This window comes from Spirillospora sp. CA-108201 (genome assembly GCF_050936235.1).
Lineage (GTDB): Bacteria > Actinomycetota > Actinomycetes > Streptosporangiales > Streptosporangiaceae > Spirillospora.
In genome coordinates, this window is record NZ_JBNJNE010000001.1 from 6,344,554 (window position 1) to 6,360,401 (window position 15,848).

Consider the following 15,848-nt stretch of genomic DNA (forward strand, 5'->3'; position numbering starts at 1 on the left):
CGGCGGTGAGATCCGCCGGGCGTCCGGGGTCCTGTCCCCTAACAAAGGACTCCTCTGTGGGTAGCCCTGTCAGGCGTCTTCTTCGAGCGCGCCTACGCACCATCCTGATCGTCTCCGGCGCCGCCGTCGCCGTCCTTGCCGCGGGCGCGTTCGCCCTGGCCGGGCGCGACGGCCCCGCCGACTCGGCACAGGCGGCGCAGACCGCGCCCCAGGCCGCGGACCCGCTGGCGGACCGTCCGCACGGCGAGCCGACCCGGGCCGGCCGAGGCCGGCCCCGCTCTCCGGAGCCGTCGCCTTCGAAGACTCCCAGGAAGAGCAAGAAGAAGAAGTCGTCGAAGAGCGACGACCAGGCCGCGAACCTGGCGAAGCCCAAGAAGAAGAAGCAGTTCAAGGTCGTGAAGTCGGGTTCCTGCGAGGCCTCCTACTACTGGGAGGGCCAGATGACCGCGAGCGGCGAGCACTTCGACCCGAGCGGGCTGACGGCCGCGCACAAGACGCTGCCGCTGGGCTCGAAGGTCCGGGTGACCAACAAGAACAACGACCGTTCGGTCATCGTCCGCATCAACGACCGCGGCCCGTACGCGGGCGGACGCTGCCTGGACCTGTCCAAGGCCGCCATGAAGAAGGTCGGCGGCACCGGATCGGGTGTCATCCCCGTCCGCTACGAGGTCCTGTCCAAGGGCTGACCCCATCGGTTCCGACCCGCCCGGCGGGCGCCGCGGCGTGCCCGCCGGGCGGTCAGAACCCCTGGCCCAGCCCGGCGCCCGTCCGCGCGTCCGGAACGTCCCGGGCGCCGGACGACCACGAACCGTGCCGCCGCTCCATCGGCTGCGTGTCGCCGGTCGCCTCGGTCGCCTCGGTCTCCTCGGCCTGACCGGCCGCGCCGGGCGCGAGCGTGGCGAGGCGGTCGCGGAACCAGTCGGTGAGGGCGGCGTCGACCCGGACGGCCTCGGTGATCGGCGGGCGCGGCTCGGTGCCGGGCTCGGCGGCCAGCGCGTGCCCCATCCGGAACGTGGTGGACTCCGCCTGGCCGCCGTGCCTGCGCAGCTCGTCGCGGAGCGCCGTGGTCTCCCGTGCGGGGACGACGCGGTCCTTGGCGCCGCCGACGAGCAGGACCGGCACGTCCCGTCCGGCGATGTCGGCGGCGAGCGACCCGAGGTCGAGGCGGTCGGCGAGCGCGACGGCGTGCTCGGTCCAGGCGCGTTCCGAACCGGACCGCTTCTCCACCGCCCGCGCGGCCCGCGCCGGGGCGACGACGGGCGCGACGAGCGCGGCGGTGCTCACCGGGACCGTTCCGTGCGCCACGGCGAGCAGGGCGGCCGAGCCGCCCGCGCTGAAGCCCGCGAGGCCGACCGGGCCGTCCGGGACGTCGAGGTCGCGGCGGATCTGCGCGAGCGCCTCCGGCAGCCGCCGGGCGGCGCTCTCCACGGCCGCGCAGTACGCCTCGATGCTCTCGGTCTCCAGGATCGATCCGGAGCCGAGGCCGCCGGGCGAGCGCCCCGGCAGGTCCAGGTACACGCGCCACACGGGCACGCCCGTCATCGGGATCGCCGTCGCCAGGGCGCTCGCCGTCCGGGGCGGGTCGAAGCCGGGCCAGGCGACGATCAGCCGGGTCGGGCCGGACGCGGTCGCGTCGACGGCCGTCGGGGGCAGCGCGACGTAGGCGTCGCCTGCCGCGGTGCCGTGGACGGGGCGGTTCGTATGGTCGCCGCTCATATCGGTACGTCAGCTCCTGCGATGCTCGACGGGCCATGCCGGTCGTGCCGGGCGGAGGCGGCGCTCCCCCCGGATCGCTCATGTTCGCAGCGGACGCCAGCCGACACGCCGCGAACCGCCGCACGCCGACCAGGAGAGTGACGAACACCTCACCTCAGGTCACCTGGATCGGGCGTGACCGTCGGATCCGCTCGGCGATCACCCTGCCGAGGCCGGAATGGTCCGGCTGTGACCCGCACCTCATGATCGATCGAAGGGAACAAACCCGGCACTCGTCGCGTCCTAGTCGTACGTGGGCGTTGCGGGGGCGTGCCCTCACAGACGTCCGACACAAGGAGTGCTGGTGGACAGGAAGCGCAGTGCAGCCGCCGCCGGGCAGGCCTGGCATATCTACCGCGAGACGCTCGAACCCGACGCGCCGGGATTCTGGGAGCGCGTCCGCGCCGTCCCCAGGATGCTGAAGTCGGTCCTGCGCGGGCAGTACAAGGGAATGTCCTTCGGGACGCTCGGACTGCTCGCCCTGGGGCTCGTCTACATCATCTCCCCGATCGACGCCGTCCCCGACGTCATCCCCGTCGTGGGCATCGCGGACGACACCGGACTGGCCCTGTGGCTGGCCACCGTCCTGGTGAAGTCCGCGGGCGACTTCGTCGCCTGGGAGCGCGGCGGACGTCCCACCGTCATCGTCGGCGAGCCCGTCGACTGACGACCACATAGCGTCAGGACGCGGTCGGCCCGAGTTCCTTGGAGAACCGGTCGGCCGCGTCGCGCATGATGGGCACGACGTTCGGAACCGCCTCGTGCGTCATGCGCCCTGAAGGCCCCGACACCGAGATGGCCGTCAGTGTCGGCGCGCCTTGCAGCGCCACCGCGACGCAGCGGACGCCGACCTCCTGCTCCTCGTCATCGACCGCGTAGCCCTGCCGGCGGATCTGCTCCAGTTCCGCCAGGAGGGCGTCCGCGTCCGTGAAGGTGTTGGGGGTGTGCGCGTCCATGCCCGTCCTGGCGAGGATCTCGCGGACCCGCTGGTCGGGCAGTTGCGCCAGGAGCGCCTTCCCCACGCCCGTGCAGTGCGGCTGGACGCGCCGCCCCACCTCCGTGAACATCCGCATCGAGTGCTTGGACGGCACCTGCGCGACGTACACGGCCTCGTCCCCCTCCAGGACCGCCATGTTGGCCGTCTCGCCGACCTCCTGCACCAGCCGGGACAGCACCGGGCGCGCCCACGTGCCGAGCAGGCGGCTCGCACCCTCGCCGAGCCGGATGAGGCGCGGGCCCAGGGCGTAGCGCTTGGACGGCTCCTGCCGGACGTAGCCCTGGTTGACCAGCGTCCGCATCAACCGGTAGATCGTCGGCATCGGCAGTCCGGAGACCTCCGTGAGTTCCGACAGCGCCATCTCGCCCCCCGCGTCCGCCAGATGCTCCAGCAGGTCGAACGCGCGGGCCAGCGACCGAACGCCCTCTGCCACCCGTGACTCCTCTCCTCCGCGACCACCCGATTCTACGGAGAGATGATTTCGCTATGCGAAAGAGGGTGGGCGTCGGGATGAAGCACGTTACTTCGGCGAGTGATGCGGCAATAACTCCCTGTGTCCGATGTCACGGCACTACCCCCGGGTGGCCGTGGGGAGAACGCTAGGGGGAGCGTGTGCGAGGGGAGCGTCGAAGAGGCCGCTGGGGCGCGATCACGATGAGCGGCGCGCTGGCCACGCCGCTCACGCTGCTGAGCCCCGCCGCCCAGGCGGTACCGGAGGCGGCCCCACCGAAGGTCAGGCTGCTGGTGGCCATGACACCCGACGGGGTCACACCCCAGGGGGCCGACTACACGCTGGCGTTCACCGTCCGGGTCCGCGCCGGCGGTGGCGTCGCCCGCAAGGTCGGCCTGCGCCTCACGGGCGACCGACCGCTGTCCTGGACGAGCCGCACACCGGACTGCACGCCCCTCGGTTCCGGCCAAGGGTTGCGCTGCACCCTGGGCGAAGTGGGTTCGGAAGGGCGTCAGCGCAGGGGAACCGTACGATTCCCGGCCTCGATGGTGAAGGGACCGTCCGCGCAGCCACTGAGCATCCTCGCCGTAGCGAACGCCTCCAACGCCCCGCGCCGCACGACCCGCACGGTCTTCGACTTCTCCAGGGGCACCCGGCTCGTGTCGAACGGCGCGGCAAACCCGTCCAGCACCACGACGCCTCCGGCCACCGGGCCTCACCTGACGCACTGCAAGCAAAGCAGCGCAAACGCGGCGGCCCGTCCGTGCCGGCCGCCGTCCAACAGCGAACCGGCCCACGCCACCATGCCGAGCCCAACCGCACAGTCGAGCGGAAATGAGCCGGCGCAATGCGCGGAGGCCAACGCCGGCGTTAACGGACGGACGTGCCCGTCGTCTGACGGCAAGACGAGCCCGAGTGCGCCGCCAAGCGGGAACAAGCCGACGCATTGCGCTGAGGGCAACACCGGCGTCATCGGACGGGGGTGTCCGTCGCCGTCTGGGGGCAACCCCACGCCTGGAGTCAAGCCGTCTGGTGCAGCGACCCACGGCGCCAAGCCGAGTCCTAGCCGCAAGCCGAGTGGGGGGAGCGCGCCGTCGCACTGTGCGGGTGTGAGCGGGCGGCCGTGTGCGTCAGCCTCTGGGCATGCTGACAAGCCGACCTCTGGGGCTTATCCGCGGACGGTGGAGCCGGGTGGCGCGCCTACGCCGTGCGTGGGAAGCAGCACGACCGTGGGTGGGTGGCCGTGTCCGACGACGGTTGAAGGGAAAACGCCGCACGTTGCTGTGCCGTCCCACAGCGACAAGCCACACCAGAGCGCCAAGCCGCCGAGCCAGAACGTGAAGCCGCCGAGCCAGAGCGTGAAGCCGCCCTCCAACGTCATGCCGTCTCATGGCGCCAAGCCGAGCCACGGCGGAAGGCCGTCCGGTAGCGCGGAGCCGAGTGCGGGCACCGAGTCGCCCCACGGCACCGAGTCGCCCCACGGCACTGCGTCGCCCCACGGCGCCGAGCCGTCGGATGGTGCGAAGCCGTCGCAGGGCGTGAAGCCCGGGAAGCCGAAGGTGGGAGCCCAGCTGGATGAGGGCGGCCTGCCGCCTGGGAGCGGGCCCGTGGTGAGCGGGCCGGGGGCTCCGGGCGGGCAGCCGGGAGCCGGAGTTCCGGCCCCTCCGAATGTGCCCGAACAGGCGCTGCCGACGCCGTCGGCGCCGGTCGTCCTGCCGCCGGTGAAGCCGCCGGCCCTGCCGCCCGTGGCCGACCAGAGCCGCACGACCCTGATGTCCCCGGCCGGCGTGCAGGAAGGGGAAGGGAAAGGGGACGGGACGGACTGGGCGGTCGTCCTCGCAGTGGCGGTGGTGGCCGAGATCGGCCTGCTGTGGGGCGCGGCCTGCATCGTGCTGGCGCGGCGCCGGGCGGCGCTGAGCCGCACCAAGTCCGGCGCAGAGCAGGACAGAACGGGCTGATGTCGACGAAGGGGTCAGGGCGAGGCGAACGGGCGCGAACCCCGGCCCCGCATCCGAATCAGCGGACGAGTGTCCTGGTATCGCCCCGAAAAGGGATCGGTGTCGCTATGCTGACCGGCGACGGTAAAGGCGGGCGTGACGGACAGGGGATCCGGTATGTCAGACGCGACGCTGCAGTGCCCGAAGTGCGACTCCCGGCTCGACACCCACGAACGCCACGGCGTCGTGATCGAGGAATGCCCGGGGTGCAAGGGCGTCTTTCTCGACCGCGGCGAGTTGGAACAGCTCATCGACGCGGAGAGCCGCTACCTCGCCGCGCTTCCGGACGAGGTGAACCCGGAGACGACGTACCAGGGCAGGCACCGCCGGGGCATCATGCAGCAGATCTTCTCCGCCGACCGGTAGCCCCGGGCACGGTCGGTGACCGGCCGGAACCCCTGGTGTGAAAGGGGATTTCCTCTTGTCACGGGGATGACAAACCGGGCTTCGGCGAATGTGACCGGCAGCTAATATCGCACACTGACTACCATCCGGTAGCTTTGTGATCATCGCCGGTCACCAGGGCGTCCAGACGAAGTCGTCCGGCGGGCGCGCCGCACCTTCGCCGGCGGAGTGCAACCCCCTCACGGCACCGTCCACGGCCCCGTCCGGCCCGTCCCCTCGGGAGATGATCAATGGCATTGGGCTCGCTGCTTCCCGAACTCCTGCCCGGCGGCTCCGGCCGCACCCCGCTGATCGAGCGGGTCGCGCGGTGGGCGAGGGAGAAGCCGGACGCCCCGGCCTTCACCTTCGTCGACTACTCGGCCGACCCGTCCGGCGCGCACCTCACGCTGAGCTGGGCCGAGACGGACCGCAGGGCGCGCGCCATGGCGGTGACGCTCCGGCAGGTCACCGGGCCCGGAGAGCGCGCCGCGCTGCTGCTGCCGCAGACGCCCGACTACATGATGTCCATGCTCGGCGCCCTGTACTCGCACGTCATCGCGGTCCCGCTGTTCTCGCCCGACCTGCCGGGGCACGCCGACCGGCTGATCGGCGCCTACGCCGACGCCGAGCCCGCGGTGATCGTCACGACGCGGAACGCGCTGCCGCACGTGGAGAAGTTCCTCGCCGACCACGACGTCCCGCAGCCGAAGGAGATCGTGTTCGCCGAGGAGGTCGACCAGGCCCTGGCGGACCGCTGGCGGGACGAGCCGGTCGTGTTCGACGACGTCGCCTACCTCCAGTACACGTCGGGATCGACGCGCCGCCCCGCCGGAGTGGAGATCACCCACGGGAACGTGACGGCGAACGCCGCGCAGCTGTGGGCCGGGTGGGCGCCCGAGAAGCCGGATCCCGAGCTGGTGAGCTGGCTGCCGCTGTTCCACGACATGGGCCTGATCGCGACGATGGCGCTGCCGCTGGTGCGCGGCGACCACGCCATCTTCACCGACCCCGTCTCGTTCATCATGAACCCGATGCGGTGGCTGCAGCTCATCGCGGGCCGCCCCGGCAAGAACGTCTACACCGCGGGGCCGAACTTCGCCTACGAGTACGTCGCGTCCATGGCCGCACCGGAGAAGATCGCCGACCTGGACCTGTCCGGGCTGACGACCTGCCTGAACGGCGCGGAGCCGATCCGCACCTCGACGCTGTCGACGTTCGCCGACGCGCTCGCGCCGGCCGGGCTGCGTCCGGGCGCGCAGGCGCCGGGCTACGGGCTGGCCGAGGCCACCGTGTTCGTCACGGCCGCCGCCGAGGACGTCCCGCCGAAGATCATCTCCGCGGACCGGGAGGCGCTCACCCAGGGCGACCTGCGGCTCCGCGAGGACGGCGCGGAGGGGACGAGCCCGCTGGTGTCGTGCGGGCGCCCCAGCGGCCAGATCGTCGCGATCGTCGACCCCGAGGCCCGCGTCGAGCAGCCCGACGGGCGCGTCGGCGAGATCTGGGTGCACGGCCCCAACACGGCGCCGGGCTACTGGCGCAACTCCGAGCGGAGCCAGGAGACGTTCGGCGGCGAGCTGTCCGAGCCCGGGGACCTGCCGGCCGGGCCGTGGATGAAGACCGGCGACTACGGGGTCGTCCACGAGGGTGAGCTCTATGTCACCGGCCGTATCAAGGACCTCATCATCGTGGACGGCCGCAACCACTACCCGCAGGACATCGAGGTCACCGCGCAGGAGGCGCACCCGGCGGTCCGCCCCGACCACGTGGCCGCCTTCGCGCTCACCGGGGAGGAGACCGAGCGGCTGGTGCTCGTCGCCGAGCGCAACCGCCGCGTCCCCCTCGGGCGGCTCGACGTGGGCGAGGTGGAGTCGGCGGTCCGCGCGGCCGTCAACGTCGAGCACGAGATGAGCGTCCACGCCTTCGTGTTGATCGAACCGGGTGGCGTGTCGCGCACCTCCAGCGGGAAGATCGCACGGGCCGCGACCCGGCAGCGCTACCTGGACGGCGGCCTGGCGACGACCGCGAACCGCCTGGCATCCCGCAGGTAACGACGGAACCGGCCGCGCGGAGGCGACGGAGCCTCCGGGCGGCCGCGGCGAATCAGGAGGATCATGCTTTCGGGGCTGGGGCGTCTCATCCACCGGCGACGCTGGACCAGCCTCGTCCTGATCCTGATCATGACCGGGGTGGCGGGCGCCTGGGGGCTCGGCGTGTTCGCCAAGTTCAAGGAGGGCGGCTTCGAGGACCCCGACGCGTCCTCGACGCTCGTCGCCAAGCTGGGCGCGACCTACTTCGGCAGCACCAACCCCGACGTCCTCGTCCTGTATTCGAGCGACACCATGACGGTGGACGACCCGCGCTTCGAGGCGAGCGTCGTCACCACCATCGCGCGGCTGCCCAAGGCCCAGGTCGAGGAGATCATCTCCTACTGGTCCTTCAACGGCGAGGCCGCGCGCACGTTCGCGTCCCACGACCGGCACTCGACCTTCGTCGCGGTGAAACTGAAGGGCAAGGAGGGCGCGGACAAGACGGAGAACTACCACGCCGTCAAGGACCGCTTGGCCGCGCCAGGGCTCGACGTCCGGTACGGCGGCAGCGTTCCGCTGGGCGAGGAGTTCGGCAAGCAGGTCGTGGCCGACATCGTCCGCGCGGAGACCATCACCGCCCTGCCCCTGCTCATCTTGCTCGTCATCCTTTTCGGCGCCGTGACAGCCTCGGTTCTGCCCATCGTCGTGGCCGTCTTCTCGACGGTCGGGGGACTGGCCGTCCTGCACGTGGTGACGTACGCGGCCGACGTGACGTCCTTCGCGCTGGAAGTCGTCACGATGATGGGTGTCGGCCTAGCGATCGACTACTCGTTGTTCATCATCAGCCGTTTCCGTGAGGAACTTCAGCGCGGTATGGCCGTGCAAGGTCTGCCACCCGGAAAACCCTGGAAGCGGGAAAGCGGCAAGGCGGCGCGCAAGGCCGCCAAGAAGGCGCACAGGGCGGCGCTCAAGCCCATACGTGAAGCCGCCCTGGCCGCCACCATGGCGACAGCGGGCCGCACCATCATGGTCAGCGGCGTCACCGTTTCAGCGGCCCTCGCGGGCCTCCTGCTCTTCCCACAGATGTTCCTCCGGACGATCGGGCTCGCCGGCATTGCCACCGTCATGGTCGCGGTGTTCGGGGCCACCGTCCTCCTGCCGACGCTCTTGGCTCTCCTAGGGCCGCGCGTCGAAGGCGGGCAGATGTGGTGGCGGCGTCCCACGTCCAAGCGCGCGCGGCGAAACCCAGAGAGCGGCTTCTGGTATCGGCTCGGCCACAGCGTGATGAAGCATCCGCTCCCGTACTTCGCGGTCGTGCTCGTCATCCTGGGCGTGATGTTCGTGCCGTTCCTGAACGTCCAGTTCGGCAGTGTGGACGCCCGTGTCCTGCCCAAGGACAGCCCCACCCGCGCCGTAGTGGAGACCATCAAGAAGGACTTCCCCAACGGATCCGTTGAGCCCATCGACGTGGTGGTGTCCGGAGACCTCATCCCGCGCGACTGGACCCCGTCGGGCAAGGGCGACCCCATCCCGCCCTACCTGGAGCAGTTCCGCAAGCAGCTCGCGTCCCTCCCCGGTGTCACGAAAGCCCAGTACACCGGCTACTCCGGCTCGTACGGGGGCGTGCGCATCTCCGTCACGCACAAGTACGAGCCGATGGACCAGCACGCCCAGGACCTCGTCACCGACATCCGCGGGATGAACCTGTCCAAGGACGGCTACCCGATGCACATCGACGTCGGGGGCAGCACCGCCGCCCAGATGGACCTGATGTCGAGCCTGATGAGGTCCCTGCCGAAGATGGCGCTCGTCGTCGGGATCGCCACGTTCCTCCTGCTGTTCATGTTCTTCGGCTCGATCGTCCTGCCGCTGAAGGCCATCGTCATGAACGTCCTGTCGATCGGCGCCTCGTTCGGCGCGATCGTCTGGGGCTTCCAGTACGGGCACCTCGCCGGGCTGCTGGACTTCACCCCGACCGGCGGCGTCGAGGCCACCAGCATGATCCTCATCCTCGCGGTCGTGTTCGGCCTGTCCATGGACTACGAGGTCTTCCTGCTGAGCCGCATCCGGGAGGAATGGGACCTCACGCACGACAACCGCGTCGCCGTCGCGTCCGGAATGCAGCACACGGGCGGCATCATCACCAGCGCCGCGTTGCTCTTCCTCCTGGTCATCGCCGCGTTCAGCATGGCGGGGATCACCGTCGTGAAGCTGATCGGCGTCGGCATGTTCGTGGCCGTCGTCGTGGACGCCGCCCTCGTCCGCTCCCTCCTCGTTCCCGCCACGATGCGCTTCATGGGCGCGGCCAACTGGTGGCTGCCGGGCTTCCTCGCCGGCCTGCACGCCCGCATGGACCTGCGCGAACGCACCGCCCTCGCCCCGGCCGGCGCCACGGCGGCCCCGCCCCGCCTGCCGGACGAACAACCCTTCCCCTACGCCCTCAACTGGGAGGAAGCGACCCCGGCGCCCACCCCTGCCGGGCAAGCCGCTCCGCGGGGCGCGGCACCGCCGGATGGGCGCGGCCGCCCGCACCCTGCCGGGCAGCCCGGGATACGGCAAGAGCCGCCTCTCGTCAGCCGGGACTCGGGACCTTCCGGCGCACCCATCGCCCCGAAGTCTCCTTCAGGCCGGACGGCCGAGGCCCCCGTCGAGGTGCCGCACGCCCGCCGGCGGGTGGACGCGAACGCCGCGTTTCAAGCGGGCCCGCAGCCGAGCAGGGGAGAGTCGCCGAAGCTGGTCTTCCGGACGGCCCCTGACGGCGCGGAGCCCGCCCGCGCACCGGAGCCCGAGACGGCGCCGTGGGCGCCCTGGGCGGACGGCCCGCCACGACCGGCACCGCGCCCCGCCCCGCGCACCAGGCGCGTGATCGTCCCCAACCCGGACGGTTCAGGCTGGCACTGGGGCGAAGAGGAAGCCCCTACCTGACACCGGGGCAAGCCTCACCGATCGGGCGGGCGCGGAAGCCCGAAGCCCACGGCGTCGAACGCCTCGAAAGGGCGCTTCACGGCACCGCCGACCTCCCCTTCGAACCACGTGGGGGCATCCCGCGGACAATCGCCGCGAAGAGCCCCCGCCCCCACCGGCACGAAAAGTACGACCGACTGACCGAGCAGGTCCTGGGCCAACAGCCGCGACGCCTCCACCATCCCCGCGGCGCGGTCACGATCCCCGCGGCGCGGTCACGATCCACGCGGCGAGTTCACCATCCCACGGCGCGGCCACCATCCCCACGGCGCGGTGACCATCCCACGGCGCATTCGCCATCCCACGGGGCGTTCGCCATCCCACGGGGCGTTCGCCATCCCGCGGGGCGTTCGCCATCCCACGGCGGGGCGCGGTGCACTCGTTCGGGTCCGCTGCACACAGGGTGACAGCCGGGTGCTGCCCAGCCGCCAGGCGCGCCTCGGCGCCTACCTTACGAATGGCATGAAGTGTCGGACAGGCGCGTCTCGGTGCGTGCCTTACAAACGGCGTTGAGCGCCGAATTTCGAATCATTCTGTCTTCCGCAGAAGTCGCCCTTGTCGGGGACGCCAGACGACGCCCCGCCCACGCGAAAACTAACCGCTCCGCAAGGCGGGCCTTCCCTATCCGCAAGGCGCACCAAACCCCCTCGCCCCGTCGGGCCAAGACGCCCCCGCGCGATGTGAAGATGACGCCCATCAAAGGAGCGAGTCGATGATCCCCTGTGCCCGGCCGACGCCGTCCTCGTCCCGGATGCGCCGCCCCAGTTCACTCGCCCGGTCGGCCATCCCCTGATCCCCGACCGCACGCCCGATCTTGGACGCGAGCCGCGGGACGGTCATCGCGCGGAACGGCAACGGGGCGGGCCCCGCCCCCAGCGCCGCGATGCGTTCGCCCCAGTACGGCTGGTCGCCGAAGAACGGGCACACCACCGTGGCCACGCCCGCCCGCAGCCCCGCCGCCGTCGTCCCGGCACCCCCGTGGTGCACGACCGCCGCCATGCACGGGAACAGCCACGAGTGCGGCACGTCCCGGACGGCGAACACGTTCGCGTCCGACGTCGCCGGGTCGCCCTGGACGATGCCCCGCACGCCGGCGAGCTTCAGGGCCGCCCGCACGGCCATCCCGGTCATCTCGGCGTCCTTCGGCACCATGCTCCCGAACCCGACGTACACCGGTGCGGGCCCGGCAGCCAGGAACTCCGCGAGTTCCGCGGGAGGCTCCCACTCCGGCTCGTCAAGGAACCAGTAGCCCGTCATGTTCACGTTGGAGGCCCAGTCCTCGGGGCGCGGGACCACCGTCGGACTGAAGCACGCCAGGACCGGGGCGCCGTCGGTCCGCCGGCCCCGCAGCGGCAGCCGCGGCAACCCCAGCGCCTGGTCCCGCCACGGGTTGATGAACGGGCGCGACAGCTGCCACGCGATCTGATCGACCGCGAGGAAGCTCGCCCGCTTCGCCCAAGGCCCGAGCACGCGCGCCTGCGGGACGAACGGGTGCGGAAACGCCCCGGTCGGCTCGCTCGGCTGGAAATGGATCAACGCCCATGGAACACCGAGATGCTCGCCCAGATGCCGAGGAAGGAATCCCAGTGTGGGTCCCAAGATCAGATCTGCGCCCTTGCACGCGTCCGAACACTCGGCCAGCAGCCGCTCGGCCATCGGCCCGAGGATCCGCCGGAAGCCGCCGAGGAACTTCACCGGATTCCGCCCCCCGGCCAGCAGTTCCTGCCCGGCGTCGGATTCGAGGATCTCCGTCGGATCCGCCGTCAGCGGCGCGAGTTCAAGCCCCGCCGCGACGACCATCGGCGAGTACCGCGCACTCGCCACCAGCCGCACGTCGTCCCCCCGCGCCCGCAGTGCCCGCCCGAGCGCCACGCAGGGCTGGATGTCCCCCCGCGACCCCGCCGCGAAGATCACGATCCGGCTCACGCTACCTCCTACCAGGCATCACTGCGCGGGACGATCCGAGGCTTCTCCACCGGCTCCTCCTCGGGCATGTAAGGCTCGTACCACCCTTCCGGCGGCGCGGGCCGCCCCCCAACCCCGCCTTCGCCGGGCTCCTCGAAACCCACACCGTCCCCGGAGCCTTCCCCGAGAGCCCCCTCACCGGCCGCGCCCTCGACACCCTCCCGGGACCCCATCGCCCGCCCACGCAGAGAGAGGTCCGCACTCCCCTCACCAACACCGCCGACAACCCCCAGCCCACCAGGCTGGTCCTCGGCGGTGCGCTCGGGTGGGGTGGCCTGCACGGGTGTCCCCGACCCTCCGTACGGCGCTGCGTCCGCATCGTCGGTCGCTCGCGTCCCGGCTTCGGCGGGGATGGTGTCCGAGGCTTCGAGCCGGGCCTCGCCGCTTACGTCCCGGTCGGCGTGCTCGTCGGGTTCGCTTGGGGGGTTGTACGGCAGAGCGGCCGGGCTCTCAGCCGGGGATTGCCCGGAGCCCCCGGCGATCTCGGCCGGGACTTCCGAGCGGTCCTCGGATGGGGGTTCGGCTCCCTGGGAGGGAGGGGCGTTAGTGCCGAGGGCGTGCTCACTCGGCGCTGCCTTTTCGTCCCACTGGGGGCCGGGTGGTTCGGCGGTGCCGCCCGTGCTCGGTGGGGCTGCGCTCTGCGGGGCTTCCACGTCCCCGATGGGACGACCACCGGTGGGATTGGTGTCTCTCGGGGCCTCGGGGGCCTTGTTTTGTGGCGAGCTACTGGTGCTGGACGGCTCGGTGTCAGGGAGGGCCAGGTTGTGCTCACCGGGGGCGTGCGGGGAGCCCGGGGGGTGGGAGAGGGCGCCTATTGGGAGTTCTTGATGCTCCCCGAGGGACGTGACGGCGGGCTCTTCGTTGGCCGGGTTTTGTCCGGCTGGCTGGTCGGACAGCTGGGGGCGCTGCGAGGTGGGGGTTCGGGGGAGCGCCTCGGCTGAGGGGTGCGGGACCTGTGGGGGGCCGGAGGGGGTGTCGGTGATGTTGCGCGTGTTTTGAGGTTTTGGCGCTTCTCGGCGCGGGGTGCTTTCCGGGGGCGGTGGTCCGGGGGCCTCGGCCGGTGGCTCGGACACGAAAGGGTCGCCGGGCGGCGGGGTGGGGCCTATGCCTGCGGGAGCGTCGACCGGCGGAGGGATGGAGGGAGGGCCCGGGAGCGGAGAGGGGTCGGTGCCAGGCGGCAAGTCCGTGGGACTGCCGGGGTGTGGGAAGGCAGCGTTGCGGGGTGGCAGGTCCGTGGGAGGTGGGGAAGGGGCGGTGCCAGGTGGCAGGTCTGTGGGATTGCCTGGGGGTGGGGAGGGGGCGGTGCCGGGTGGCAGGTCTGTGGGGGCGCCCGGGGGTGGGGAGGCAGCGGTGCGAGGTGGTGCTTCTGCGGGGGTGCTTGGTGGCGGCTCGGTGGGGGCGAGCGGCTGCGGCTCTCGGGCGGGCCAGTCTTTCCACGGGTTGGGGGTGGGTGGGGGCGGAGGCCAGGGGGTTTCGGTGGTCCAGGTGTAGGTGTCGTCCTGGGGTTTGGGGTCGGTGTCGGTCCACCAGTGGGGGCCCGGGGTGGGGTCGGGCATGGGGTCTTCCTCCCAGGTCAGGGGGAGTGGGAGGGGCTCGCCCGGTGGGGTGGCGACCGCGACCGGGGCGGTCAGGGCGGGGACGGGCTCGCGCGGAGGCGTCGCGGGGCGGCGGGGCTCGGGGTCGACGAGAGGGGAGGACTTGCCGTGCTTGGGGCCCAGCCAGCCGCGGCGGCTGGGGAGGGTGAGGCCGCTGATCAGGCCGCCGACGAGGACGAGGACGGCGCCGAGGATGAGGCCGGAGGCGGTGCCGCTGCGGAACGTCTCCAGTTCGGCGGCGCTCGCGCCCTCCGCGGGGACGTGGTGGATGAGCAGGCCGACGATGGCGATGCCGAAGGCGCCCGAGGCCTCGCGGATGACGTTGATGATGCCGCTCGCGACGCCCGCCTGCTGCTCCGGGACGGCCTTCAGGACGTACATGACCAGCGGCATGCCCATCGCGGCACCGACGCCGACGATCATGACGCCGGGCATGAGGTCGGCGTAGCCGTCGCCCTGCTGGATGGTGGAGAACAGGAACATGCCGAAGGCCATGAGGGCGAGGCCGCCGCCGATGGCGGGGCGGGGGCCGAGCTTGGCGGCCAGCCAGAACGCGACGGGCGTCATGACCATGATGGCGATGGACGGCGGCAGCATCACCAGGCCCGCCCGGGGCGGGGAGAAGCCGAGGAAGCGCTGCAGGAAGGTCGCCGAATAGAAGATCATCCCGTTGAAGCCGATGCCGTAGAGCATCTGGGAGAGCAGGCCGCCGGCGAAGACCCGGTTGCGGAAGAACCGCAGGTTGATCATCGGGTCGGGGGCCCAGCTCTCCACCAGGACGAAGCAGGCCAGGGCGATGAACGCGAGCGCGAACACGCTGAGGACGGACGGGTCGGCCCAGCCGTGCTTGTTCCCCGACTCCAGCCCGTAGGTGAAGGCGAACAGCATGGTGGCGGAGATGAGGACGCCGGGCAGGTCGACGCGGGCGTCGCGGTTCTCGCCCTTGCCGGTGAGCACGACCAGGCCGAGCAGGATGACCAGGACGCCGGGCACGATGTTGATCAGGAAGATCCAGCCCCAGCTCCACTGCTGGACGATGAAACCGCCGATGGTGGGGCCGAGGGCGGTGGCGCTGGAGCCGGCGCCGACCCAGACGATCGTGCCGAGGGAGCGCTGCTTGTCGGTGCGCCCGACGGTGACCATGACCTGCGTGGCGGGGAGGGCCAGGGCGGCGCCGGCGCCCTGCGCGACGCGGGCGAGGATGAGGGTCGCCGAGTCGGGGGCGAGGCCGCACACGGCGGACGCGGCGGTGAAGACGACCATTCCCGACACGAAGGTGACGCGGCAGCCGAAGACGTCGGTGAGCCGTCCGCCCGCCACCATCAGGCAGGAGAACATCAGGATGTATCCGGTGGCGACCCAGTCCTTGGCCGAGTTGGACATGTCGAGGTCGCTCATGATGGTGGGCAGCGCGTTCGCGACCACCGTGTTGTCCATGGTGATCATGAATGCGCTGACGGCCACCACCGCCAGCGCCCATCGGTATCGGCCGCGAGTCAACAGTCCGTACGGCGTGGACTTCCGCGCCGGCCGCGGAAATCCGCCGCTTCCCCCTAAAAAAGTCGTCGCTATTGTTACTATTGGTTCGCGCTTCGTTACCCAGCCCCGGCTGCGGGCCGTGGTACCACAACTATCCCATCAGGCCACATTGGTTACTGCCGAGTCTTGTCATCGCCGTGACAAGACATGAGGGAGAAAAGTGGTCTGGGTGCG

The 15,848-nt window shown here is 71.4% G+C and carries 12 protein-coding genes; 7 read left to right on the forward strand and 5 right to left on the reverse strand.

What is annotated here, in order from left to right; all coding sequences use genetic code 11:
• Positions 1-56: 56 nt before the first annotated feature.
• On the forward strand, positions 57-686 hold the full coding sequence (locus ACQEU6_RS30640; protein ID WP_499336512.1) for a septal ring lytic transglycosylase RlpA family protein: 630 nt from the start codon (positions 57-59) through the stop codon (positions 684-686).
• A gap of 52 nt (positions 687-738) precedes the next feature.
• Here ACQEU6_RS30640 and ACQEU6_RS30645 read toward each other — a convergent pair whose 3' ends face one another.
• Positions 739-1,716, reverse strand: a complete 978-nt coding sequence (locus ACQEU6_RS30645; protein ID WP_499336513.1) for an alpha/beta hydrolase — start codon at positions 1,714-1,716, stop codon at positions 739-741.
• 343 nt (positions 1,717-2,059) lie between these two features.
• On the opposite strand from ACQEU6_RS30645, the gene ACQEU6_RS30650 reads away from it, so the two are divergent.
• Positions 2,060-2,422 (forward strand): YkvA family protein, encoded by a 363-nt coding sequence (locus ACQEU6_RS30650; protein ID WP_364418863.1) that lies wholly within the window; start codon positions 2,060-2,062, stop codon positions 2,420-2,422.
• Positions 2,423-2,435: 13 nt separating this feature from the next.
• Here the strand turns inward: ACQEU6_RS30650 and ACQEU6_RS30655 are convergent, their stop codons facing one another.
• Both ACQEU6_RS30655 and ACQEU6_RS30660 read right to left on the reverse strand, forming a co-directional pair.
• Positions 2,436-3,185, reverse strand: coding sequence for an IclR family transcriptional regulator (locus ACQEU6_RS30655; protein WP_499336514.1), 750 nt, complete (start codon positions 3,183-3,185; stop codon positions 2,436-2,438).
• Between the two features lie 529 nt (positions 3,186-3,714).
• Positions 3,715-3,912: a hypothetical protein gene (locus tag ACQEU6_RS30660; protein WP_499336515.1), complete on the reverse strand. Its 198-nt coding sequence runs from the start codon at positions 3,910-3,912 to the stop codon at positions 3,715-3,717.
• Positions 3,913-4,873: 961 nt separating this feature from the next.
• Between ACQEU6_RS30660 and ACQEU6_RS30665 the strand changes: the two genes are divergently transcribed.
• The 4 genes from ACQEU6_RS30665 (at position 4,874) to ACQEU6_RS30680 (ending at position 10,536) form a co-directional block, all read left to right on the forward strand.
• Complete coding sequence (locus ACQEU6_RS30665) at positions 4,874-5,161, forward strand: hypothetical protein (protein WP_499336516.1); 288 nt, start codon at positions 4,874-4,876, stop codon at positions 5,159-5,161.
• A 156-nt stretch (positions 5,162-5,317) separates the two neighbouring features.
• Positions 5,318-5,566 carry a TFIIB-type zinc ribbon-containing protein gene (locus ACQEU6_RS30670; RefSeq protein WP_499336517.1) on the forward strand — a complete coding sequence of 83 codons (249 nt, stop codon included), beginning with the start codon at positions 5,318-5,320 and terminating at the stop codon, positions 5,564-5,566.
• A 269-nt stretch (positions 5,567-5,835) separates the two neighbouring features.
• Entirely contained in the window at positions 5,836-7,632 is a 1,797-nt protein-coding gene (locus ACQEU6_RS30675; RefSeq protein WP_499336518.1) for a fatty acyl-AMP ligase, read from the forward strand.
• Between the two features lie 63 nt (positions 7,633-7,695).
• Positions 7,696-10,536, forward strand: a complete 2,841-nt coding sequence (locus ACQEU6_RS30680; RefSeq protein WP_499336519.1) for an MMPL family transporter — start codon at positions 7,696-7,698, stop codon at positions 10,534-10,536.
• Positions 10,537-11,271: 735 nt separating this feature from the next.
• On the opposite strand, the gene ACQEU6_RS30685 is transcribed toward ACQEU6_RS30680, so the two are convergent.
• The gene (locus ACQEU6_RS30685; RefSeq protein ID WP_499336520.1) at positions 11,272-12,501 is read right to left on the reverse strand and encodes a glycosyltransferase; all 1,230 of its coding nucleotides are present in this window, start codon (positions 12,499-12,501) and stop codon (positions 11,272-11,274) included.
• Between the two features lie 8 nt (positions 12,502-12,509).
• Entirely contained in the window at positions 12,510-15,572 is a 3,063-nt protein-coding gene (locus ACQEU6_RS30690) for an MFS transporter (RefSeq protein ID WP_499336521.1), read from the reverse strand.
• On the opposite strand from ACQEU6_RS30690, the gene ACQEU6_RS30695 reads away from it, so the two are divergent.
• Positions 15,571-15,825, forward strand: coding sequence for a hypothetical protein (locus tag ACQEU6_RS30695; protein WP_499336522.1), 255 nt, complete (start codon positions 15,571-15,573; stop codon positions 15,823-15,825). The two genes, ACQEU6_RS30690 and ACQEU6_RS30695, sit on opposite strands and share 2 nt — an antisense overlap.
• Positions 15,826-15,848: the final 23 nt, after the last annotated feature.